We start from the raw sequence: 22,099 nt of genomic DNA, 5'->3' as shown, positions 1-22,099 counted from the left end.
CGAGGCGCTATTTTTTACTGACGGACTTGTCAGTAATTTTGCTTACTGTTATAATGAGCGTAAAGGTTTACTGACAGAATTAACATAAAATTTGTAAGGAGAAAAGGATATGAAACAGGCGCTTTTGGTTATTGATGTGCAAAATGATTATTTTGCTGGAGGGAAAAATGAGCTTTATCAACCAGACTTCGCACTAGTGCAGGTCAATATGCTGGAGGAGAAATTTTTGGCTGAGGGGCAGCCGATTATTTACATTCAGCACATTAAGCACTGGGCACAGGCGGATTTTTTTGAGGTGGGGACGACTGGAGCGGAGTTACACGCGGGCCTGAAAGCTGATGAACATTCGCTGGTCATTGAAAAACATTTTCCTAACAGTTTTTTGGAAACGGAGCTGCTGGAAAAATTGCAAGAATTGGAAGTTGACCAACTGGTGATTTGTGGTATGATGACGCAGATGTGTGTGGATTCGACGACTCGCGCAGCAAGAGAGCTTGGTTTTCAACCAATTTTGGTGGGTGATGCAACGGCGACTAAGGATTTAACTTTTGCTGGGAGAAGGGTTGCGGCGGAAAATGTCCAGCTGGCCTTTCTATCCAGCCTGCAAAATTTTGCGCAAGTCGTGACAGCTGCTAAATTTTTGGAAGGTGGAATTGGATGAAAACGGCTGATATTTTGTTAGTCATTGATGTGCAAAAAGGGGTTTGCGAAGGAATTTTTAGACGCAGTGAATGGCTTTCGCAAATCAATCAACGAATTGCTGCTTATCGTGCGGCTGAGAAGCCAATTTGTTTTATCCAGCACAATGAAATTGGACTCGAAAAAGGAACAAGCGACTGGGAATTAGTGCCAGAGCTAGCTGTGCAAACGGGTGATTATTTTGTGAATAAGACTCATGCTAACGGATTTTATAAAACTGAGTTACAAAATCTGCTGGCGGAGCTGTCGGTGAAATCTATCGAGTATTGTGGGGCGCAAACGGAGTTTTGTGTCAACACGACGGTGGTTTTTGCTCATGGGCTGGCTTATGAAAATGTCATGTGCCACGGGGCCACGTCGACTTTTGATAATGATTTTCTGAGCGCTGAGCAAACGATTGATTTTTATGAAAATCATCTTTGGCAGCAACGCTTTCTTGAATTTTTGAATTAGCTTTTTTGGGCAGACTGGCTGATTTTGTGGTAAAATAGAGAGGATTGTAAGGCAGATGAATGGCCTGAAAAACAATAGATTTGCTGCGAAGCAAAGTTAATCAAATCATTGAGGAGAATTGGATTAAAATGAACGAAAAAATCCGCGTCCGTTACGCACCGTCACCAACTGGGCTTTTACATATCGGGAATGCCCGTACTGCCCTGTTTAATTACCTTTTTGCCCGTCATCATGGGGGTGAGTTTATCATCCGTATTGAAGATACTGACCGTGAACGTCATGTTGAAGATGGCGAACGTTCACAATTAGAAAATTTGCGTTGGTTGGGAATTGACTGGGATGAAAGTCCTGAAACACATGAAAATTACCGTCAATCAGAGCGTTTGCCTTTGTATCAAAAATATATTGATCAATTGCTAGCCGAAGGGAAGGCTTATTATTCATATAAAACGCCTGAAGAGTTGGAAGCAGACCATGCGAAGCAAGAAGCAGCCGGAATTCCACCGCACTATATCAATGAATATACAGGGATGAGTGATGATGAAAAAGCGGCTTATATCGCTGAGCGTAAAGCCCAAAATATCACGCCTGTTGTTCGTATTAAAGTGGATGAAAAAGCGATTTACACTTGGAACGATATCGTGAAAGGTGATATTGAGTTTGAGGGAGGCAACATCGGTGGTGATTGGGTTATCCAAAAACGCGATGGCTACCCAACTTATAACTTTGCCGTAGTTGTTGATGACCATGATATGCAAATCTCACACGTGATCCGTGGGGATGACCATATTGCAAATACACCTAAACAATTGGTGGTTTACGATGCGTTGGGTTGGAAAGCACCAGAATTTGGTCATATGACTCTGATTATCAATTCTGAAACTGGTAAAAAATTGTCAAAACGTGATACAAATACGTTGCAATTTATCGAGGATTATCGTAAAAAAGGCTATATGTCTGATGCGATTTTCAACTTTATCGCCCTTTTGGGTTGGAACCCTGGTGGCGAAAAAGAAATCTTTTCTCGTGAAGAATTGATTGAACTTTTTGATGAAAAACGCTTGTCTAAATCTCCTGCGGCTTTTGACCAAAAGAAATTGGACTGGATGGACAATGAGTACATCAAGAACGCTGATTTTGCTGACGTGTTTGAATTGGTGAAACCTTTCCTGATGAATGCTGGACGTTTTGACGAACGTGCTGAAGAATTGGTCAAACTTTATCAACCGCAAATGAAATCTGCTGACGAAATTGTCGAATTGACAGAATTGTTCTACGGTGATTTCCCAGAATTGACAGATGAAGCGCGTGAAATGTTGGCTGCGGAATCAACACCTGTCGCCCTTGCAAGTTTCCGTGCGAAACTGGCAGAACTTTCAGAAGCTGAATTTACGCCAGAAAACATTTTCCCACTGTTCAAAGCAACGCAAAAAGAAACTGGTGTCAAAGGAAAAATGCTTTGGATGCCGATCCGTATTGCTGCTTCAGGCTCAATGCACGGCCCAGAATTGCCAGAAACAATTGCTTTACTTGGTAAAGAAAAAGTGTTGGCACACTTGGATGCTGCGATTAAATAATATTAAAAATGCTGACGAAAATGATTTTTTTCAAATCCGTCAGCATTTTCTCTACCAAAATTGATTTACGTCAGTAAAATCTCTGTAAATTTGCACAAAAAAACTCGTCAGTGACGAGTTTTTATTATGATTTAAATTGATCAGCGGCTGGAATGTGGCTGTCTTTGAAATATTTCTCTGACAACTTTTTCAAAGTGCCATTTTCATAGAGTTTTTTCAATTCCACATTCAAATCTTTTTGTAATTGACTTTGGCTATTGTCCAAAACAAAATAATCATATGTTTTAAAGTCGGGCTGTTTGTTCAAATCTGTCGGGATGGTGTCCACAAGACCAGTAATGGCGTGTTCTTTGACAAGATTTTCAGCCGCCGCTTTTGAGGCAAATAAGAAATCAATCTGTCCGCTAGAAATTGCTGAGAGGCGGTCGGTCAAGGCGCGTTGGCTGTATTTCACATTGATTTTTTTATCAGGGTGTTTGCTGTTCCAAGTGTCAAACATATCGCCATAATTGGTTCCTGTTGGAATTTCAGTGGTTTTTCCAGCCAATTGTGAAATCTTAGTAATGTTTTCTTTAGAAGTTGAGAAGATCGCGTCAATCCCTTGACGGACAGGATAAGAAAAGAGATATTTTTCTTCGCGCGCTTTTGTCTTCCCGAAGTTATTGGCTGCAATTTGCGCCCGACCGCCATCCAAAGCAGTCAAAATCGCATTGTCATCATAAACTTTGAACTTAAATTTGTAGTCCTTCATGTCTTTGTCAGCGGCTTTCAAAATGTCATATTCAAAGCCAGTCATTTTACCGTCGACGCTGTATTCATAAGGAACAGAAGAACCAGAAGTCGCCACTGTTACGGTGGTCACTTTTTGTGAGGCTGTTTTTGATTGCAAATTTTTTTGAGAAGAGCAGGCTGCCAGAAGAGCCACTGAAGCAAGGCCCAAGGTTGCGAGACTTATAATTTTAAATTTTTTCATTGTGTTTTCTCCCTGTTAAATTCTGCAAACCAATTCATTTGCAGATTACGATATTAACATATTCATAATATTAACACAATCTTAAAAAAACCGCCATAAAAATGATTTATGACAGTTTGAAAGTTTTTTTATAGACTACCATCGGCAAAAAGTTGAAAGATTTTTTGATCAAAAGCTTCGGTTGGCCAAGTACATTCAGGGTGCCATTGCACTGCTAAAATCCCTTTTTCTTTATTTTCAATTGCTTCTACCAAGCCGTCTGTTCCATGAGCGATTGCGGTCAAGCCCTCACCCAACTCTTTGACCACCTGATGATGAAAAGAGTTGACGAGGTAATGCTCAGGCAAAAAATTTAGACTGCTGTCTTTGGCAACCGTCACTTGATGAGTCGGAATTTCTTGAGGAGTTGGACTTTGGCGATGCTTGATTGTGCTAGAAGTTTGACTCAAATCTTGATAGAGACTGCCACCAAAATAGACGTTCAAGACCTGCAAGCCTCGGCAAATTCCAAAAATTGGTTTCTCGGCGGCAAGTGCAGCTTCAATCGCTGCAAATTCAAAAGCATCGCGTTTTGGATCCGTTGTTTCCAAGAGAGAATGAGGTTCTTCGCCATAAAAGCGGGGACTCACATCTGCACCGCCCGTCAGCACAATTTTATCAACGAGTGCCAGATATTTTTGGGCATTTTCAGGCTTATCTACAGGTAAAATTACCACCGTATGCCCCAAATTTTGAAAAGCATCAATGATTGATTGACGGGTGTAGCTGACCTTATTCCACCAAAAGGGTGTTTTTTCCACGGTATTATAAGGTGTTCCTAAAATTCCAATAATCGCCATATTAAGCTTCCTCGCTTTCAGTTGGAATAATCAATTTTGATTGAGAAAGGTCAATATCATAAGTTACTTCTCGGTTATCGCGTACCGTATGCTCGAAATCAGTGCTGTAAAGAATAACCCGCAAGTGATCGGTCTTTTCTAAATGATAAATCGTTGGTTGCAAGTCAAATTTCACTGTAAACCATTCGTCAGCAGCAATTGAATTTGTTGTCAGTAAATGTTCATTTTGCAAATTCAGGAAGCCTTTAGTAATCAGCTGATAAGGACTCTTGACCAGAGGGAGTTCCACCAAATCATCAAGCATAAAATTACGTCCCCGATCCAGCACTTTGAAATCTTTTACGCGCGCGCGATCTTCAAGACGCTTTTTCTCACCGAAATCTAAGATTTGTGCTGAAAGTAGTCCTTTGGTATCGTTTAATTTTAAACGTACTTCCAGTTGGACAGGGCCGTTGATTGTAAGGGAATTCGGTAATTCGAGGTCAATCACTGCCGCATTTGCCTGCTTTTCAAATAAATCTTTCTTAAAAACGTTAAAATCTTTACTATAACGATCAAAACGTGCGTCATCATAGTGATTTTCAAATTGGGCAAAAGACACAGCCGTTTTTCCTAAAGGAAGTTTGACTTTCTTAGAAGCGCCAAAGTGATCAAGCGACAACCAGCTTTGTTCCTTAGCATTTTCTTGTAAAATGACAGCTGGAAGCTCAAGATTTAACTCTTTTCCGAGTAATTTTGCGACAAAATAAGCATTGATTGTTTCGGAGAAATCAATAGACTGCCAAGAATTCATGTAAATATGCGCACCACGGTGCAAGAAGGCGTGTTTAGCGTGTTCGGCAGGTAATGCTTGCCAGTAGTTGTAAGCTTGCTCTGGTGTGACGTTCCAGTCCTGCAATCCATGCACAATCAAAACGTCAGCCGCTACTTTATTGATATTGGTTAAATAATTACGGTCATGCCAAAATTGATTGTAATCCCCCGACTGACGATCTAAAGCGGCAGTCATTTCAGCAAGTCGTTTTTCGTAAGCAGCGTTACCTTTGAGATAGTCAGCTCCGTCAAGATTTCGAGAATAAGTCAAAGCAGCTAAAACATCCAAGTCTTCACCAGGGTAACCACCGGGTGAGCGAACTAAACCATTTTCCCGATAATAGTTGTACCAAGAGCTGATGCCCGCTTCAGCCAAAATGACCTCAAGTCCATCAACCCCTGTGCTTGCAGCTCCATAAGCCATTGTCCCCAGATAAGATTTACCTGTCATGGCGACTTTACCATTTGCCCAAGTTGCTTTGATTTCGTGCGTTTTTTTGCGGGAAGTGTAAGCACGAGCTCTGCCGTTGAGCCAGTCAATGACTGCGGTCATGCTATAAATTTGCTGATAATCTCCTGAAGTTTGGAAGCCATCAGAAGCTCTTGTTCCTACACCAGCTACATAGATTGAGGCAAAGCCACGTGCTAAAAAGTAATCATTTAGAGAATATGTCCAGCCGTGGGTGAAATGGTAAGGCGCTTTATCAACGGTTGGTTTGTCTTCATTTTCATAAACTTCTTGTTTAGGGAGTTGAGTTTCGAGCTGAATATCATAAATTTCTTTTTCTTCCAACGCAACATTCATGTTGTGAAGGGCCGCATCGTTAGCGATATCGTTTGTTCCCAGATGGTAAGGACTGGCGGTCATGACAACGGGTAATTGACCAGCGAAAGGTGGCCGAATGATTTGAATTTTGATGAGGTCATTTTTCCCTCGTTGCTCAGTGTCAACCGTACTTTCCACCCAGACGGTTTCACGGATGAGCTGAGTGGTATCGAAACTTGCGAGGGATTTGTCATTGAAGAAATGATAGCGATTGTCAAGCGGTAAAAGCCCTTCTGAGACCCAGTGTTCAACCAAAATCATTCCTGATTTGCGGCGACTACAAAGGAGGAGATAGAGGGCAGAAATCAGACTCTCAGAAGAAAGTTCATCAGTAATTTGCGGAAGATTGACCTCTTTTGCAAAGGCAACTGCTTTGTCAAGCTCAAAATCAAAATTGGGTACGAAATCGAGGAGCTGTAAGGCAATTGTCCAAAAAATTTCCCAATCAAGTGAATCAGAAGAACGTAAAAATGCTGTAACATCAAGTGTTTTTGTCGCCTGTAAGACTGTTAAGTCAATTGGGCTTTGAATGAGAAAATCTTTTAAAATTTTCTTTTCGTCCCAGAAAACAGACCAGCGGAAACCCAATTGATCAAGTTCAGCTAATTTTTCATCAAAGTTTTTATCCACAATTGAAAAGTGATTAAAGCGCATTAAGAAACCTCCGTAAAATAATATGATAATTGTTGTTATTATAGCAAATTTTCAGCAAATAAACACGATTGAGACAGCTTTGTTTTTTTATTAAGATAGTTGTCGGAGCGCGTATTTTTTGGTATAATGTCTGAGGTTATTATATAAAAAAACTTTGGAGGACTCCACAAACATGGATGTTACATGGACAGTGAAATATATCACTGAATTCATCGGAACTGCCCTGCTCATCATCATGGGTAATGGTGCCGTTGCAAACGTTGAGCTTAAAGGAACTAAAGCTCATGCACAATCTTGGTTGATTATCGGTTGGGGCTATGGCCTTGGCGTAATGTTGCCAGCTATCGCTTTGGGTAACGTGACTTCACAAATCAACCCAGCTTTCACACTTGGACTCGCAGCTTCAGGACTTTTTCCTTGGGCACACGTTGCTCAATATATTATTGCACAAATTTTGGGTGCGATGTTCGGACAATTGATGATCGTAATGGTTTACCGCCCTTACTACCTCAAAACAACTAATCCAAATGCAATTCTTGGTACTTTCTCAACAATTGACAATGTCGATGATAATGATGAGAAAACACGCACAGGTGCTTTGATTAACGGATTCTTGAATGAGTTTCTTGGCTCATTTGTGTTGTTTTTTGGTGCGATCGCGGCGACAAATATCTTCTTTGGTAGCCAATCAATCACTTGGATGACAAACTATGCTAAACAACAAGGGGCAAACGTTGCCTCATCAGACACAGTGAACCAAATCTGGGCTTCTGTTTCAGGTGCGTCAGCTTCTAAAATGCTTGCTCACTTGTTCCTTGGTTTCCTTGTAATGGGACTTGTTGTTGCGCTTGGTGGACCTACAGGACCTGGTCTTAATCCAGCTCGTGACTTTGGACCTCGCCTTCTTCACAGCCTTTTGCCAAAATCAATTCTTGGTGAATCTAAAGGTTCATCTAAATGGTGGTATGCTTGGGTACCAGTTGTAGCACCAATTCTTGCTGCACTTGCTGCCGTTGCTGTATTTAAAATGATTTATCTTTAATTTTAAATAAGAAAAATTACTGACGAAAATTTACGTCAGTAATTTTTTTATTTTTTTTTATTTAATCAAGAAAGTCAGCGCAAGGCCAAAGAAGTTCCACAGAAAATGAATTCCAAAATTGAGATAAAAATTACGATATTTAGCATACATTCCCGTCAGAACAAGACTCATCAGTCCATAAGTTAACCAGCTGTACAGGTCGCTTGGGCCGTGCATAAAGGCAAAGAGGAGTAGGGCGCAAAGAAAGGCGAGCAGCTTTTGCTTTTTGAAGACCAGTTCAAAAATACCTACGCGATAGACGAGTTCCTCCAAGAAAGCAGCGCCTAGTGTCTGAGCAGAAAACACGGCTAAGGGAATCATTTTTTGTAATTCATCCAAAGCTGCTTGATTTGCGGTAGTAGGGCTTTGTTTGGTGATTTGAGCAAAAAATCCAGTCAAAAGTGAAACGAGGAAGATTAAAAGAAAACCGACGACCATTTTAGGCAAAGAAAAATACTTCCAATGAAGCTTTGGAATCAAATCATACTTGCGTGCGATAAGATAAGAAAGCAGTAAAGTAAAGAAGAAAATGACAAAGAAAATGACAATATCGAGGCTTGAAAAATGCTGACCGTCAGCGAATAAACTACTGACGAAAGTAGGAAGGTTAGACAAGAAGAAAAGGGCGAGCCAAATGCTTTTATGATAAGCAAAAAGAAGACCAACGGCGCTCAAAATAATTGTCGTCAGTAAAAAAGGAAGCTGAAAAATGCTGACGGAAATTCCTGCGCATATCAAAGCTAAAAAAAAGACGACTAACCAGCGGTATTTAGCTAAAAATTGAAGTTTTTCTGAATGATTCATTAACATATTGTACCACATTTCATATTCGGACGATTAAATCATTGATAATTTCGGGGAATTTTGCGAAAATAAGAGTAGTATATTATCAAAGTAAATCATTGGAGGCTAAAATGGGCGAGATTATAAATCATATCACCGCTTTTCAACCTGTTTATCGGATTCTACACCGCGAGGATAACCTTGACTTTTTCCGTGATGTTTTCGGCTTAAAAGTTTTGTGCGAAGAGGGCGCAATGGTAGAGCTTGGCGGGCATAAAGCAAAGGAAGTTCGGCTGCAAGTCGAAGAATCACCGGGTTTTCGATCAGTTAGAGGGTTGAAGAAACACGGACGGACAATCATCAAAGCGAATGGTGTAGAAATTGAACAATTGTTGGTGCGCCAACTAGATAAAATTTCAAGAGTTTTTCAAGCTAAAAATGGTTTAGCTTTTGAAGCGATTTCGCCAGAAAATGGAATCTTTTTGATCACGCCAGATTTACTGACGGATTTGTCAGCACTGACAGAAATTAGTAAAAGTGATTTGGCCCTTGAAAAAACAGATTTTGTTGGCCTGTCAGATTGTGAAATCATTGCGATGGACTTAAACGTGGTGGATGATGAAGTCATCAAAATTTATGAAAACATTTTTGGTCTTGAAAAAACGGGTGGTATTTTTACTTTTCCAGTGGTGACCTTACAGCTCAAAGTGGAAGAAAGTGAAGATTTAGCAGCCTCAACACATGAAGTTCTCGATCTTGAAATTTTAGTGTTCAAAATTGATAAAAACTTTGACCTCCTCGCTTTTGCCAATCAGTTTTCTGAAAAACATCAAACTTATCTTGATGCTTCTGCAAAAACTTTTTCTTTGGAAGTTCCAAATCATGCAGAACTTTGGTTTGTAAAATAAAAGGCTAAAACGAGCGAATCCCTGTTCTTTTGAGAACGGGATTTTTGGTGGTTCAAGTGAAGGGAGCAAAATGAAAAAGCAACAAGAAATTTTAGCTAAAATCCAAGAATATATCCAAGCGGGCGTTTTTCCTGGAGCTGATTTTGCGCTTCTTGAGAAAAATGAAGTTCATGAATTCATTCAAGGCAACGCGGCAATTTTTCCAGAGAAAATCACACTCACAAAAGGGAAAAACTGGGATCTCGCTTCGGTCACGAAAGTTGTTGGTACGGGTACAGCGGTCATTGACTTGATTTTGGCGGGGAAGTTGGAAGTGGACGCTCCTTTGCAAGACTACTATCCCGAATTTGCTGACGCCTCTGTCACTTTACGTCAGTTGCTGACGCATACTTCGGGCATTGATCCTTACATCCCCAATCGCAATCAACTCAATGCGTCAGAGCTGACCGAAGCAATCAATCACATCAAAGTGACGGCAGATAAAACTTTTAAGTATACCGATATCAATTTTATTTTGCTTGGCTTTCTTTTAGAAAAATATTATAACGCCAGTTTAGATCAGATTTTTTCCACACAAATTTTTGAAAAATGGCAGATGACAAAGACAAGATTTGGCCCTGTCAAGCACGCTGTTCCAACCAGCCAGACGACTCCTGTGGGCAGTGTTCATGACCCAAAAGCTCAAGTCTTAGGCGTTCATTGTGGTGCTGCGGGGCTCTTTGCCCCTATGGAAGATTTAATTAAGTTTTGTCAAGCTTATTTTGCTGACGAAAAGTATTTTGCACTCCAAAAAAATTACGCCAAGGGTGCTAAAAAACGTAGCTTGGCTTGGGATTTAGCAAGGGAAAATGAAGAGTGGTTATTGCATACTGGTTACACAGGCACCTTTATTTTACTCAATCCCAAAGGACAAAAAGCCGCCATTTTTCTTTCAAATCGTGTCCATTTGAAAGATGAACGAGAGAAATGGATTGAACAAAGAGATGATTTGATCAAACTTTTACTAGAAAGTTTAACCGATGAATAAAATCGGTTTTTTTATTTCAGAAGCTTTTATTTTATAAAGAAAGGATTCTCCAAAGGAATCTGTGCAAAAAAGCCTAAAAAATGGTATAATATACGCAATTTTGGGAATGACAATCGAGGAAAACAAATAAATTATGAGTAGAATGATGCCAGCGCGCGTGCGAAGTGAGGGAATTGCCCTTTATGCAGAAGGATTTCTAAATGATCCAATCGAAACCGACTTCAAATTAAGTGCAGAAATTGATAATGAGCAAGTCGTTTATGATTTGGATGGCGCTCAAGATTATTGTTCCTGCGCTATTTTTCAGCAAAACCATCGCTACTGCAAGCACATTGCGGCAATGGAAGAACATTTAAAAAATCGGGAACAAGAAGCACCAGTAAAACAAGAAAAAGAGGCGATTTCTCCAGAACGTTCGGCTTATACCGGAAATACAAGTTTTCTTGATGCTTTGAATGGCGAAACTCAGCTTAATTTTAATGCAGATCGTTATTCAATTGAAGTTCAAATTGAGGATAATAGTCAGCTTTACGACCATTTTTCAATGGATTATTTTTTGTATTTTGATTTGCGCTTAAAAAGTGAAAAATTGGGCCGTTCTTATGTAATTAAAGATATTCCTTATTTCTTGCGTGCCCTTAAAAATCAGGGGCAATATTCGCTTGGTTCCCTGCACTATGTTGATCTTTTCTTTGATAATTTTGATGAAGCCAGTCAAGATTTTCTCAGTTTTCTTTTAAAAATTGACGGAAAATCAGATGAAAATTTTACTAAATCTTTATATATCAAAAATGGTCGTTACCTCAATATTCCCTTTTTATTTTTGGAAGAAGCGATGGATTTAGTGTCGGTTTTAGAGGACTATCAACTCAAGATTTCTGGAACAACCGTTAACTACTTCACTTTCATTCCACTAGATCATGAGTCAGAACTCTTTCAATTTAAAGTGGAAAGTCAGCAGGATTTTATTGAATTAAAATTAGCTAGTGAAGATTATCATAATTTTTATGATTACTCACTTCTTTATGCGAATCACATTTTTTATAAGCTGACTCAGGAGCAACGTCGACTCTTATTAGTTTTGGAGAAACAATTTTCTCAAGAAACTCAAATTAAATTTTCATATGCCGATAAGGATAAACTTGCACAGGCTTTGCAACAACTGGCAACTCTAGGACAAATCTCAGCTCCAGAGCATTTTGTTGTACGCGATTTTGATGCTGATTTTTACTTTGAGATGGCCGATAAAGAAACGCTTCAGCTGAAAATCAAGTTCGACTATGGTCATTTTTTCATTGATAGTTTTCATGATTTAGAAACCTTAGAGTTTTCTCGAGATTTACGAAAAGAACAGAAAATATTTGCACTGATGGAACGTTTTTCATTTCCAAAATCATTTAATTCGACAGTGAATATTTCACAGGCATTGACTGAAACATTTTTCCTAAAAATTTTGCCTGCTTTCAAAAAATTAGGAAAGGTTGAACTTTCGGAAAATCTGAGTGACTTGTCTATGGATGATATTCCAGATATTCATATTGATAGTAACGGCGGTTTACTTGATATTTCCTTTGATTTACCACATATCGCTGAAACCGAATTTGCCAATGTTATTGCGAAACTTCAGGAAAATGCAGAATTTTATATTAGTGAAAGTGGTAAATTTTATCACTTTAACGAAAAATTTGATCATTTGAAGAAAGCTTTGAGAGAACTTGACGATCAGTTCGTGATTAAGGGGAGCAGTATTCAAGTTAGCGTCAACCGAAGTTTCCAGATTTCTAAAATATTTGAAAATATCTCTGGCGCTTCTTTTTCTGAGAAATTCAAATCATTATACGAGCATTTGACACAGCCAGAAACATTCCCTTATGAAAAACCCGACCACATCAAAGCTTCCCTTCGTTCTTACCAAGAAACAGGAGTGCGTTGGATGAGTATGCTCACGCACTATCAATTGGGAGGAATTCTTGCTGATGATATGGGACTTGGAAAAACGGTACAGGCCATTACTTTCTTGTTATCCAATCTGAAAAAGGGTGAGAAAGCACTGATTACGGCACCAGCAAGTTTAACTTACAATTGGGCGAGTGAATTTGAGAAATTTACCGATGAGATTGACTTTGTGGTTGTGGATGGAACAAGAACCGAACGTTCAGAGCAAATCAATGGAGAACACCAGATCTACATCACAAGCTACGGGAGCTTTTTGAAGGATTTTGAAGATTATCAAGATAAAAAATTAAACTATCTGTTACTTGATGAAGCTCAAGTGGTTAAAAATTATAGTAGTAAAACGAATAAATCCTTATCAGCTTTGAATGTTGAGCATACTTTTGCGATTTCTGGAACGCCACTCGAAAATAGAATCGAGGAAATCTGGGCAATTTTCCAAGTGGTCATGCCAGGATTTTTACCACGCCGTGAAAAATTTAATAAAATGTCACCGTCAGTTATCTCACGCCTGATTCGTCCGTTTATCATGCGACGTAAAAAAGAAGATGTACTTGAAGAGTTACCTGAAAAAATGGAAATCACGCTCTATAATAATCTTGCAGACGATCAAAAAGTGATTTATTTGGCCCAACTTGAGTTGATGCAACAACAAGTCAAGGAAATGGATAGTGCTGCTTTATCTCGTTCGCGTATCGAAATTTTGGCTGGAATCACGCGTCTGCGCCAAATCTGTAACACGCCAGCCCTCTTTATGGAAAATTATCAAGGGACTTCTGGTAAAATGGAACGTTTACGTGAATTACTAGAACAAATCAAAGCTTCTGGACATCGTCCACTGATTTTTTCACAGTTTACGAAAGTTTTTCCACATATCGAAAAATTGATGGAAGAACACGGAATGACAGCTTACAAACTGACCGGCTCAACTCCAATCAAAGACCGACTTTCAATGGTGCAGGCTTTTAATGCGGGTAGTCGGGATGCCTTTTTGGTTTCGCTCAAAGCTGGTGGTGTCGGCTTGAATTTGACCAGCGCAGATGTTGTGATTTTAGTGGACTTGTGGTGGAATCCAGCAGTCGAAGAACAAGCAATCGCGCGGGCACACCGCATGGGACAAAAAAATACGGTTGAAGTGATTCGAATGATTACTCAAGGGACGATTGAAGAAAAAATTATGGAGATTCAAGAGCGTAAAAAAGATTTAATTGCGAATGTCTTGGAGGGTGATGCTGTCAATAAAGTGCTAAGTGAAGCAGAAATTCGTGAAATTCTCGGAGTTTGACTTTAAAAAACTGAAAAATTAAGCTATAATGAATAGTGGAACATTGGCACGTGGGTTAAAATTAAGTAGAATTTAATCATTGAAATGTAAAACTACTTTTCAGTCGGGTTTCTTTGGTGTTTCAATAATCATTTTAATTTTAATAAATAGACAAATAATAAAGTAAATAAACTTAAAAAAAGTAGGGCAAAAAATGGTAGAAAGAAGAAAAGTCATATTTCCAGTGGTTGGCGATGATGAGGTCCTTCAAAAAGACACTCGGGTCATCTTTACTAACCAGCAATTGCTGACTAGAAATCCAAGTCTGCAAGATGAAGGAACGATTGGCAGCACTGTAAATACTGCGCCAAAACCAGAAGCAAAGCGCTCGGAAAATTTCAAACCGTACAAGGCAAGAACAAGCTTCAGCACACAGCATCGACCACTCAACTCAAATCATAGTGGAGTAAGTTCTTATGACAAAATGCCGAAAAAAACGAGTGTTGATGAGTCAAAAGAGCGGGCAAAACGAGCAGCTGCAACATTACCAAAGCCACCGAAACAATATGTTTCTCCGTTAGAGCGTGACAAAGAAGACTTGACTGTACGCCGCTCAAGTTCGGCAATTCTGAATAAACGTCCAACATTTAATGATAATCCAATTCAGGATATGAAAAAACAAGGCTTGAACGTTTCAGACGCAGTGTCTAAGTCAGGGATGAAAAAAGCTGTTCCACGTAACAGTGAGATGCCTGTTGATGCACAAAAAGGAACTTATTTTGAAAATAAGCGGAAAAATATTTTTGACCGCGGCATCGTTTAAGCAATGAAGAATTTCGTCAGCAATTTTTCGAGTTGCTGACAGCAAATTTTTAGCAAAATAAATTTTAACTGTAAGAAAAGAAGGGGAATTTCTATCAGTTATTGACAAGAAAAGTGAAATTAAACTGACGTAATTCATTTTATGGCAGAGATTTTACTGACGTATTTTTTGTCAGTGATTTTTAGGATATTTTATCATGGAAAAAACATATCATTTTACCGGTATTAAAGGTTCGGGCATGAGCGCACTTGCATTGATGCTCCACCAAATGGGCAAAAAAGTTCAAGGTTCAGACTCAACAGACTATTTTTTCACCCAACGTGGACTTGAAGAAGCTGGAGTGTCACTCTTACCTTTTGACGAAAAAAATATCAAACCAGAATTTGAATTGATTGCGGGAAATGCTTTTCGTGATGACAATAATGTCGAAATCGCCTTTGCTCACAAAAATGGCTTTCCTTTCAAACGCTACCATGAGTTTTTAGGGCATTTCATGGAAGATTTCACAAGTATTGGTGTTGCTGGAGCACATGGTAAAACTTCGACTACAGGGATGCTTGCGCACGTCATGGCCAATATCGTGGACACTTCTTACTTGATTGGTGACGGAACAGGTCGTGGAAATGCAGAAAGTCAATATTTTGTCTTTGAATCTGATGAATATGAGCGTCATTTCTTACCTTACCACCCAGAATATACGATTATGACCAACATCGACTTTGACCATCCTGACTACTTTGAAGGGATTGAAGATGTCACAGCAGCTTTCCAAGAATATGCAAATAATATTAAAAATGGAATTTTTGCTTATGGTGAAGATGTGAATTTGCGTCAATTGACTGCTAAAGCTCCGATTTTCTACTATGGTTTTGAAGCTAATGATGATTATCGTGCGGAAAATCTGATTCGTAGCACTCGTGGTTCATCTTTTGATGCCTACTTCCGCGGTGAAAAAATTGGTCACTTTGTTGTGCCAGCTTATGGAAAACATAATGTCCTCAATGCTTTGTCTGTCGTTGCTGTGTGTCACAATCTCGGGCTTGATATGAACGAAGTGGCTGATCATTTGTTGACGTTCCGTGGTGTAAAACGTCGTTTTACAGAGAAAAAAGTTGGAGAAACAATTATTATTGACGATTTCGCACATCATCCAACGGAAATCGAAGCAACACTTGATGCTGCCCGTCAAAAATATCCAGATCGTGAAATTGTTGCGGTATTCCAACCGCATACTTTTACCAGAACGATTGCCTTTGCAGATGAATTTGCTGCTGTTTTGGATCATGCGGATACAGTTTATTTGGCGCAAATTTACGGTTCAGCTCGTGAAGTTGACCACCATGAAATTACAGCGCAAGATTTGGCAGACAAAGTGCGCAAACCAGCAAAAGTGATTGATTTGAATAATGTTTCGCCTTTGCTTGACCATGACCGTGGCGTTTACGTCTTTATGGGTGCTGGAAATATTCAAAAATATGAACTTGCTTTTGAGCAATTGCTTAGCCAAACTTCAACGAACCTACAATAAAAAATAATAGAAAAAACGCTGACGAAATGCTATTTATCACATTTCGTCAGCGTTTTTTCTATTTTAAAGTTACGTCAGTAAAAAAGTTCAACGGTAGGCAGGCATCTTTTGCTCATAAGCAGTAATGTCCGTTTCGTAAGCGAGGGTAACGCTGATATCGTCCAAACCGTGCATCAATTTGTGTTTCCAAGTACCATCAATTTCAAAAGGAAAGACCTCATCCCCAACAACGATAAGCTGATGTCCCAAGTCAATTGTCAATGCTGTCGTGCTGGTCAGATTGGCCAATTTTTCCAGAACTTCGCGAGGTTGTCGAATCGGCAACAAACCATTTTTGAGCGCATTGTTATAAAAAATATCGGAAAAAGATCCCGCAATGACAGCTCGAAATCCAAAGTCAGCCAAGGCCCAAGCAGCGTGTTCTCGTGAAGAACCAGAACCAAAATTGTCCCCAGAAACCAAAATCGAAGCCTTGCGATAAGCTGGATTGTTCAAGATAAAATCAGGATTTTCAGAGTAGTGATCATCCAGATAGCGCCACTCAAAAAATAAATTCTTACCAAATCCTTTTTTATCAATCGCTTTTAAAAACTGCTTAGGGATGATTTGGTCAGTATCAATGTTATCATTCATCAGTGGAACGCTTGTTCCTTTGTAAATTGTAAATTTTTCCATTAAGCCATTCCTCTCACATCTACAAATTTGCCATGAATCGCAGCTGCTGCAGCCATTGCGGGACTACAGAGATGCGTACGTGCATTATGGCCTTGGCGGCCTTCAAAATTTCGATTAGAAGTTGAAGCGCAGTGGACTTGTTCGGGAATTTGGTCAGGATTCATTCCCAAACAAGCAGAGCAACCTGGATCACGCCATTCAAAACCAGCTTCTGTAAAAACTTTATCCAAACCAAGCGCCTCGGCTGCTGTTTTGACCGGCCGACTTCCTGGAACGACAATTGCTGTGATATTGCTTGCGACTTGCTTTCCGGCGACGAATTTTGCAGCTTCTACTAAATCACTCAGGCGCGCATTGGTGCAAGAACCAATGAAAACATAACCTAAGTCAATTTCCTCAGCCGTTTGCCCTGGTTTCAAGTCCATATAGCGATAAGCACGTTCGTCATTAAGACTGTGTATTTCAGGAAATTCTAAACCAAATTCCATTCCCATTCCGGGGTTAGTACCCCAAGTCACCATCGGAGCCAAATCGCTCACATCCACACGCAAAACCTTATCATAAACAGCATCTTTGTCAGAAACGAGCGTTTTCCAATCGGCGATAGCGGCAGGAAGATCCTTAGGCGCTTGCGGGCGTCCTTTGACATAGTCAAATGTCTTTTCATCAGGATTCATCAAGCCGATTTTCGCTCCGAATTCAATGGACATATTGCAAATCGTCATGCGCTCTTCCATACTTAAGTCTGAAACAGCTTCGCCAGTATATTCAACAGCGTAGCCAACGCCAGCGTCAACGCCATATTTGGCAATAAGTGCCAAAATCATATCTTTGGAATAAACACCATTTTGTCGATGTCCAGTAAATTCTACTTTCATCCGTTTAGGTTTGACTTGCCAAAGTGTTTGGGTGGCTAAGACGTGTTCGACTTCACTTGTGCCAATCCCAAATGCGATGGCTCCAAAGGCACCATTTGTGGCGGTATGGGAGTCCCCACAGACAATTGTTTTTCCTGGTTGAGTACGTCCAGATTCGGCAGCGACCATGTGACAAATCCCTTGTCCTGAAGCGCCGTGGAGTTGAGCAGTAATGCCAAATTCTTTGACATTACGCGTGAAAGTATCAATTTGATTTTTAGAAATCAAATCATGAATATCATAAATGTCTTTTGTAGGGACATTGTGATCAATCGTACCATAAGTCAAATCAGGACGGCGCACTTTGCGTCCGGTGTCACGCAGCCCTTGAAAAGCTTGTGGACTGGTCACCTCGTGAATGACGTGTAAATCGATATAAAGGAGTTGAGGTTCACCTGCGTTGCCAGCGACAACGTGGCGATCCCAAAGTTTGTCAAAAATTGTTTTCCCTGCCATAATATTCCCTCTTTTCCATAGGAGCAGTAACTTCAAAAATGTTATAGATGATCAATAATTGCGGCAGTCATTTCGGCTGTCGTTGCTTTTCCACCAAGATCCTGAGTGAAGATATCTTTGGAAAAAGCTTGTTCTACGGCGTTTTCAATCCGCTCAGCCAGAGCAATTTCATGAAAGCTTTCGCGGAGCATCATGGCGATAGAGAGCACCATGCTCACAGGATTGGCAATACCCTTGCCTTCAATATCGGGTGCTGATCCATGGATTGGCTCATATAAGCTGACTCCTTGATCGCCGTGGGAGCTAGAGGGCATCACGCCAAGAGTTCCAGCAAGGCTAGAAGCTTCGTCAGTTAAAATGTCACCAAAGAGATTTTCAGTGACAATCACGTCAAATTTTTGCGGATGAGTAATCAAAAGCATCGCGCAAGAGTCCACCAATTGATGTTCGAGTTGAACGTCAGGGTATTCTTGGGCAATTTCATCAGCAATTTTGTGCCAGAGTTTAGAAGTGGCCAGCACGTTTTGTTTGTCCACGGAGGTCACACGCTTGTCACGTCCACGAGCGGTTTCAAAGGCAAAACGGATAATTCGACGAATTTCGTCAGCGCTGTATTCATTGATGTCAATCGCATTGTCAGCATTTAACTCGTGTTTACCAAAATAAATCCCACCAGTCAACTCACGAATCACCACAAAATCAACATTTTCAACATTGCGGATTGGCGAGAGGTTCTGAAGTTTTTTGTGGATTTTCAGTGGGCGAACATTTGCATAAAGTCCAAGAGCTTTACGTAGGGCTAAAAGACCTTGTTCAGGACGTACGGGAGCATTGTTGTATTTGGGATGACCAATTGCTGCTAGTAAAATAGCATCCGCTTGTTTGGCGGCGTTCAAAGTTTCTTCGGGCAAAGGATTGCCAAAGTGGTCAATGGCGATTCCGCCAAAATCTCGAGGATCGATTTCATAAGTGAAAGTTGTATTTTTGCTGGCTGCTTTGAGGACAGAAAGACCAGCGGCCATGATTTCTGGGCCGATTCCGTCACCAGCAAGGGTTACGATTTTGTTCATTGTTGTATTTCTCCATTTTTTAAGATGTTCTCTTCTAAGAATAAGGCGACACCGTCTTCGTCGTTTGTTGCTGTGATTGCAGTTGCCACTTTTTTAAGGGATTCTGTGGCATTTTCCATAGCTACACCAAACGAGGTAGCAGTCAGCATCTCTAAGTCATTATTGTCATCTCCAAAAGCAATAAATTCTCTATTTCCGATGATTTTATTTAAACTATTGGCTTTGGAAACGTTCGTTTGCATAATTTGGCACAATCGAGCTTTATCTGTCAAAACACCAGAGCTTTCTTGAGGTAATTTGTTGAGAAAATATTCTGAAATAGGTGTTTCACTACAAACGATTACTTTCAAAGCCTCGTCAAAGCTTAAATTTTGAAAATCCACTAACTTACAAACCCAACCATAGTCTTCCCAAGCATCAAAGTTGGCAAAAAGCTGATTATCAATTTCAAGACAAATCTTATTATATCCATTTATTTTAGCGACTTTTTCAATTTCTAAGACGGTTTTTTGGGGTAGACCATGCTGATAAAGTACTTTTCTGTCATGTAAAACGAGTGCTCCATTGTAGCAAATAATAGGATTATCTTTCAGACATTCAGGTAGAAGTTTATAGATATCACGCGGTGGACGGGCAGTTGCAACGATGATTTGATAGCCTAGATTTTTGCAACATAACAAAGTATTTGCCGTTCGTTGTGAAATTGTTTTATTGGTTCTCAATAGAGTCCCATCAAGATCGGTAACAATTTTTCTAGGTATTTTTATTTTAGAGTAGTCCATATTCAAATTCCAGCGTGTGCTGAAATGACTTTTTGACTGCCTTGCTTGTTTTCCTTTTGAACCAAAATATTGGCATTGAAGTAAGCTTTTGCAGAGGCGGCAAGGACGTCGTAATCACTTCCTGTGGCATTGAAACACGTTTGGCTAGTGGGATTAGTGACGGTGACGTGGACTTGAGCTTGAGCATCAATGCCATTGGTGACAGCATCAACATTGTAAGAATCGAGCTTGATGTCGTGTTGGAAGAAGTGGTCAATGGCTTTGAAAATAGCATCGATTGAACCAGAACCAGTAGCAGTTTGAGAGAGAATTTCATCTTCTTGATTTTTCAAGCTGACAATCGCTTTGTGCGAATTTTCGTCAGTATTATTGTCAAAGCGAACATGGTCAAATTCAAAACCTGTAGGATTTTTGATGATGACTCCACTGACCAAAGCACGAATGTCGGCGTCAGTAATTTCTCTCTTTTTATCAGCCAGTCGTTTGAATTTTGCAAATAAAGTGTCAATATCAGAAGTTTTGTAGCTGATTCCGAGAGCATTGAGTTTTTCGGTAAAAGCATGACGTCCAGATAGCTTGCCAAGTGGGAGGGCATTATGCGTCAAGCCAACAAGTTCAGGCGTGATAATTTCGTAAGTCAAGGCATTTTTGAGAACACCATCTTGGTGAATACCAGATTCGTGAGCAAAAGCATTTGCACCGACAACAGCTTTGTTTTTAGGAATGGCAATACCTGAATATTGAGAGACAAGTGCCGCTGTATTGACTGTCTCAGCAAGATTTAGGGGACTTTGAGCTTCATAAAAATCATTTCTGATATGCAAAGCAACGGCGATTTCTTCTAAAGCAGCATTTCCAGCACGTTCGCCAATCCCGTTGACCGTTCCTTCTACACGACCAGCACCTGCTTTGATGGCAGCAAGCGAATTGGCCACAGCCATCCCCAGATCATCGTGGCAATGAGGACTGAAAATAATCTCGCGTTCAGAATGAATGTTATTGATTAAATAAGTGAAAATTTCGGTAAATTCAGCAGGAGTTGTATAGCCAACGGTATCAGGAATATTGATGTAAGTTGCACCAGCATCTACTGCAGTTTGGACAGCTTTGAGTAGAAACTCACGATCGCTGCGCGTGGCATCCTCAGGGGAAAATTCGATGACATCAATTTTTGAACGAGCATAACTGACACATTCTTTAATGCTTGCTAAAACTTGTTCTTCGGTCATTTTTAGCTTATATTGCAAATGAATCGGGCTTGTTGCAATAAACACGTGAATTTGTGGATGTACGGCATCTTTGACAGCTTCATAGGCCTTGTCAATATCTGAAATGACACAACGTGCAAGACCAGTTACACTCGTTGTTTTCAAGCTTCTAGCAATTTGTTGGACTGCTTCAAATGAATCGGGACTGGCTGCTGGAAAGCCAGCTTCGATGACTGTAATTCCCCATTTTTCAAGTTGCTTAGCTATCGCAACTTTTTCATCAATAGAAAAGCTCACGCCCGGTGTTTGCTCGCCATCACGCAGAGTGGTGTCAAAAAATTCAATTTTTCTTGTCATAATTATGCTCCAAATCTTTAATAAAAAAATGTCCTTCAATATTTGAAGGACATTTTGATTGCCCTTCAAATGACTCACGCCAAAGAGGACTCACACGTTTAGTAGATTTAATCAATCTAACTAGCGCGAGCCCTCTTTTGCAACAACAATGTGTTCAGTGAATATGCCATCTGAAGTTCCAACTTTCTTTTGAATAATTTGTAGTATATTCTTTATTTTCTCATTTGTCAAGCAGAAAGATGAATTTTCTGAAAATTTATTTTTTATGATAAATACGATTGAGAAAAGGATTAGAAAACAAAAAAATTCAAGCCACAGGAGTGTGACTTGAATAAAGGGGTTTATGAAGAAATTATTTAGGGAGTAAACACATTATAAATGTAATCGCTTAAATAAAGCTTAATCTTATAAAAATAAAATAAGAAAAATGGGA

At 39.9% G+C, this 22,099-nt stretch carries 18 protein-coding genes; 9 read left to right on the top strand and 9 right to left on the bottom strand.

The features are described 5' to 3' along the window. The first annotated feature begins 109 nt into the window (after positions 1-109). From EQJ87_RS07045 to gltX, 3 genes are all read left to right on the top strand, one after another. The gene (locus EQJ87_RS07045) at positions 110-661 is read left to right on the top strand and encodes a cysteine hydrolase family protein (RefSeq protein WP_130123957.1); all 552 of its coding nucleotides are present in this window, start codon (positions 110-112) and stop codon (positions 659-661) included. Next, positions 658-1,152 carry a cysteine hydrolase family protein gene (locus EQJ87_RS07040; protein ID WP_130123956.1) on the top strand — a complete coding sequence of 165 codons (495 nt, stop codon included), beginning with the start codon at positions 658-660 and terminating at the stop codon, positions 1,150-1,152. The genes EQJ87_RS07045 and EQJ87_RS07040 overlap by 4 nt, the downstream gene beginning before the upstream one ends. A 128-nt stretch (positions 1,153-1,280) precedes the next feature. Further along, positions 1,281-2,729, top strand: a complete 1,449-nt coding sequence (gene gltX, locus EQJ87_RS07035) for a glutamate--tRNA ligase (protein WP_130123955.1) — start codon at positions 1,281-1,283, stop codon at positions 2,727-2,729. Positions 2,730-2,853: 124 nt separating this feature from the next. On the opposite strand, the gene EQJ87_RS07030 is transcribed toward gltX, so the two are convergent. The 3 genes from EQJ87_RS07030 to EQJ87_RS07020 all read right to left on the bottom strand — a co-directional run bounded on the left by EQJ87_RS07030 (position 2,854) and on the right by EQJ87_RS07020 (position 6,834). Next, a complete protein-coding gene (locus EQJ87_RS07030; RefSeq protein ID WP_130123954.1) occupies positions 2,854-3,702 on the bottom strand; it encodes a transporter substrate-binding domain-containing protein in 849 nt (282 codons plus the stop codon). Positions 3,703-3,830: 128 nt separating this feature from the next. After that, on the bottom strand, positions 3,831-4,541 hold the full coding sequence (locus EQJ87_RS07025) for a gamma-glutamyl-gamma-aminobutyrate hydrolase family protein (protein WP_130123953.1): 711 nt from the start codon (positions 4,539-4,541) through the stop codon (positions 3,831-3,833). 1 nt (position 4,542) lies between these two features. Further along, on the bottom strand, positions 4,543-6,834 hold the full coding sequence (locus EQJ87_RS07020) for a Xaa-Pro dipeptidyl-peptidase (RefSeq protein WP_130123952.1): 2,292 nt from the start codon (positions 6,832-6,834) through the stop codon (positions 4,543-4,545). 172 nt (positions 6,835-7,006) lie between these two features. Here EQJ87_RS07020 and gla point away from each other — a divergent pair, with 172 nt between their 5' ends. Beyond that, positions 7,007-7,876, top strand: coding sequence for an aquaglyceroporin Gla (gene gla / locus EQJ87_RS07015; protein ID WP_130123951.1), 870 nt, complete (start codon positions 7,007-7,009; stop codon positions 7,874-7,876). 57 nt (positions 7,877-7,933) lie between these two features. Here the strand turns inward: gla and EQJ87_RS07010 are convergent, their stop codons facing one another. Further along, positions 7,934-8,719, bottom strand: a complete 786-nt coding sequence (locus EQJ87_RS07010) for a CPBP family intramembrane glutamic endopeptidase (protein WP_130123950.1) — start codon at positions 8,717-8,719, stop codon at positions 7,934-7,936. A 110-nt stretch (positions 8,720-8,829) separates the two neighbouring features. Between EQJ87_RS07010 and EQJ87_RS07005 the strand changes: the two genes are divergently transcribed. From EQJ87_RS07005 to murC, 5 genes are all read left to right on the top strand, one after another. After that, positions 8,830-9,606 (top strand): CppA C-terminal domain-containing protein, encoded by a 777-nt coding sequence (locus EQJ87_RS07005; protein WP_130123949.1) that lies wholly within the window; start codon positions 8,830-8,832, stop codon positions 9,604-9,606. A 70-nt stretch (positions 9,607-9,676) separates the two neighbouring features. Beyond that, positions 9,677-10,633 carry a serine hydrolase domain-containing protein gene (locus EQJ87_RS07000; protein WP_130123948.1) on the top strand — a complete coding sequence of 319 codons (957 nt, stop codon included), beginning with the start codon at positions 9,677-9,679 and terminating at the stop codon, positions 10,631-10,633. A 133-nt stretch (positions 10,634-10,766) separates the two neighbouring features. After that, positions 10,767-13,871: a DEAD/DEAH box helicase gene (locus tag EQJ87_RS06995; RefSeq protein ID WP_130123947.1), complete on the top strand. Its 3,105-nt coding sequence runs from the start codon at positions 10,767-10,769 to the stop codon at positions 13,869-13,871. Positions 13,872-14,064: 193 nt separating this feature from the next. Next, positions 14,065-14,673 (top strand): hypothetical protein, encoded by a 609-nt coding sequence (locus tag EQJ87_RS06990; RefSeq protein WP_130123946.1) that lies wholly within the window; start codon positions 14,065-14,067, stop codon positions 14,671-14,673. 196 nt (positions 14,674-14,869) lie between these two features. After that, entirely contained in the window at positions 14,870-16,201 is a 1,332-nt protein-coding gene (murC, locus tag EQJ87_RS06985; protein WP_130123945.1) for a UDP-N-acetylmuramate--L-alanine ligase, read from the top strand. Positions 16,202-16,288: 87 nt separating this feature from the next. Here murC and leuD read toward each other — a convergent pair whose 3' ends face one another. From leuD to EQJ87_RS06960, 5 genes are read right to left on the bottom strand one after another with little or no spacing between them, the layout of a single operon-like run. Next, the gene (leuD, locus tag EQJ87_RS06980; RefSeq protein ID WP_130123944.1) at positions 16,289-16,876 is read right to left on the bottom strand and encodes a 3-isopropylmalate dehydratase small subunit; all 588 of its coding nucleotides are present in this window, start codon (positions 16,874-16,876) and stop codon (positions 16,289-16,291) included. Next, positions 16,876-18,249, bottom strand: a complete 1,374-nt coding sequence (leuC, locus tag EQJ87_RS06975; protein WP_130123943.1) for a 3-isopropylmalate dehydratase large subunit — start codon at positions 18,247-18,249, stop codon at positions 16,876-16,878. The genes leuD and leuC overlap by 1 nt, the downstream gene beginning before the upstream one ends. Positions 18,250-18,290: 41 nt before the next feature. Next, the gene (gene leuB / locus EQJ87_RS06970) at positions 18,291-19,319 is read right to left on the bottom strand and encodes a 3-isopropylmalate dehydrogenase (protein ID WP_130123942.1); all 1,029 of its coding nucleotides are present in this window, start codon (positions 19,317-19,319) and stop codon (positions 18,291-18,293) included. Further along, the gene (locus tag EQJ87_RS06965) at positions 19,316-20,101 is read right to left on the bottom strand and encodes an HAD family hydrolase (protein ID WP_223804518.1); all 786 of its coding nucleotides are present in this window, start codon (positions 20,099-20,101) and stop codon (positions 19,316-19,318) included. The genes leuB and EQJ87_RS06965 overlap by 4 nt, the downstream gene beginning before the upstream one ends. 2 nt (positions 20,102-20,103) lie before the next feature. Continuing rightward, on the bottom strand, positions 20,104-21,666 hold the full coding sequence (locus EQJ87_RS06960) for a 2-isopropylmalate synthase (RefSeq protein ID WP_130123941.1): 1,563 nt from the start codon (positions 21,664-21,666) through the stop codon (positions 20,104-20,106). Positions 21,667-22,099 lie beyond the last annotated feature (433 nt).

This window comes from Lactococcus sp. S-13, from assembly GCF_004210295.1.
Classification (GTDB): Bacteria; Bacillota; Bacilli; order Lactobacillales; family Streptococcaceae; genus Lactococcus.
The sequence above is the reverse complement of the archived record's forward strand: the minus strand, read 5'-3'. Positions and strand labels throughout refer to the sequence as shown.

Excerpts from the sequence above, each read along its gene's own strand:
- leuC (WP_130123943.1), bottom strand. The coding sequence starts at position 18,249 with ATGGCAGGGAAAACAATTTTTGACAAACTTTGGGATCGCCACGTTGTC.
- EQJ87_RS07010 (WP_130123950.1), bottom strand. The coding sequence starts at position 8,719 with ATGAATCATTCAGAAAAACTTCAATTTTTAGCTAAATACCGCTGGTTA.
- gla (WP_130123951.1), top strand. The coding sequence starts at position 7,007 with ATGGATGTTACATGGACAGTGAAATATATCACTGAATTCATCGGAACT.
- EQJ87_RS06960 (WP_130123941.1), bottom strand. The coding sequence starts at position 21,666 with ATGACAAGAAAAATTGAATTTTTTGACACCACTCTGCGTGATGGCGAG.
- leuB (WP_130123942.1), bottom strand. The coding sequence starts at position 19,319 with ATGAACAAAATCGTAACCCTTGCTGGTGACGGAATCGGCCCAGAAATC.
- EQJ87_RS07020 (WP_130123952.1), bottom strand. The coding sequence starts at position 6,834 with ATGCGCTTTAATCACTTTTCAATTGTGGATAAAAACTTTGATGAAAAA.
- gltX (WP_130123955.1), top strand. The coding sequence starts at position 1,281 with ATGAACGAAAAAATCCGCGTCCGTTACGCACCGTCACCAACTGGGCTT.
- leuD (WP_130123944.1), bottom strand. The coding sequence starts at position 16,876 with ATGGAAAAATTTACAATTTACAAAGGAACAAGCGTTCCACTGATGAAT.
- EQJ87_RS07025 (WP_130123953.1), bottom strand. The coding sequence starts at position 4,541 with ATGGCGATTATTGGAATTTTAGGAACACCTTATAATACCGTGGAAAAA.
- EQJ87_RS06965 (WP_223804518.1), bottom strand. The coding sequence starts at position 20,101 with ATGGACTACTCTAAAATAAAAATACCTAGAAAAATTGTTACCGATCTT.
- EQJ87_RS06990 (WP_130123946.1), top strand. The coding sequence starts at position 14,065 with ATGGTAGAAAGAAGAAAAGTCATATTTCCAGTGGTTGGCGATGATGAG.
- murC (WP_130123945.1), top strand. The coding sequence starts at position 14,870 with ATGGAAAAAACATATCATTTTACCGGTATTAAAGGTTCGGGCATGAGC.
- EQJ87_RS07030 (WP_130123954.1), bottom strand. The coding sequence starts at position 3,702 with ATGAAAAAATTTAAAATTATAAGTCTCGCAACCTTGGGCCTTGCTTCA.
- EQJ87_RS07005 (WP_130123949.1), top strand. The coding sequence starts at position 8,830 with ATGGGCGAGATTATAAATCATATCACCGCTTTTCAACCTGTTTATCGG.
- EQJ87_RS07040 (WP_130123956.1), top strand. The coding sequence starts at position 658 with ATGAAAACGGCTGATATTTTGTTAGTCATTGATGTGCAAAAAGGGGTT.
- EQJ87_RS06995 (WP_130123947.1), top strand. The coding sequence starts at position 10,767 with ATGAGTAGAATGATGCCAGCGCGCGTGCGAAGTGAGGGAATTGCCCTT.
- EQJ87_RS07045 (WP_130123957.1), top strand. The coding sequence starts at position 110 with ATGAAACAGGCGCTTTTGGTTATTGATGTGCAAAATGATTATTTTGCT.
- EQJ87_RS07000 (WP_130123948.1), top strand. The coding sequence starts at position 9,677 with ATGAAAAAGCAACAAGAAATTTTAGCTAAAATCCAAGAATATATCCAA.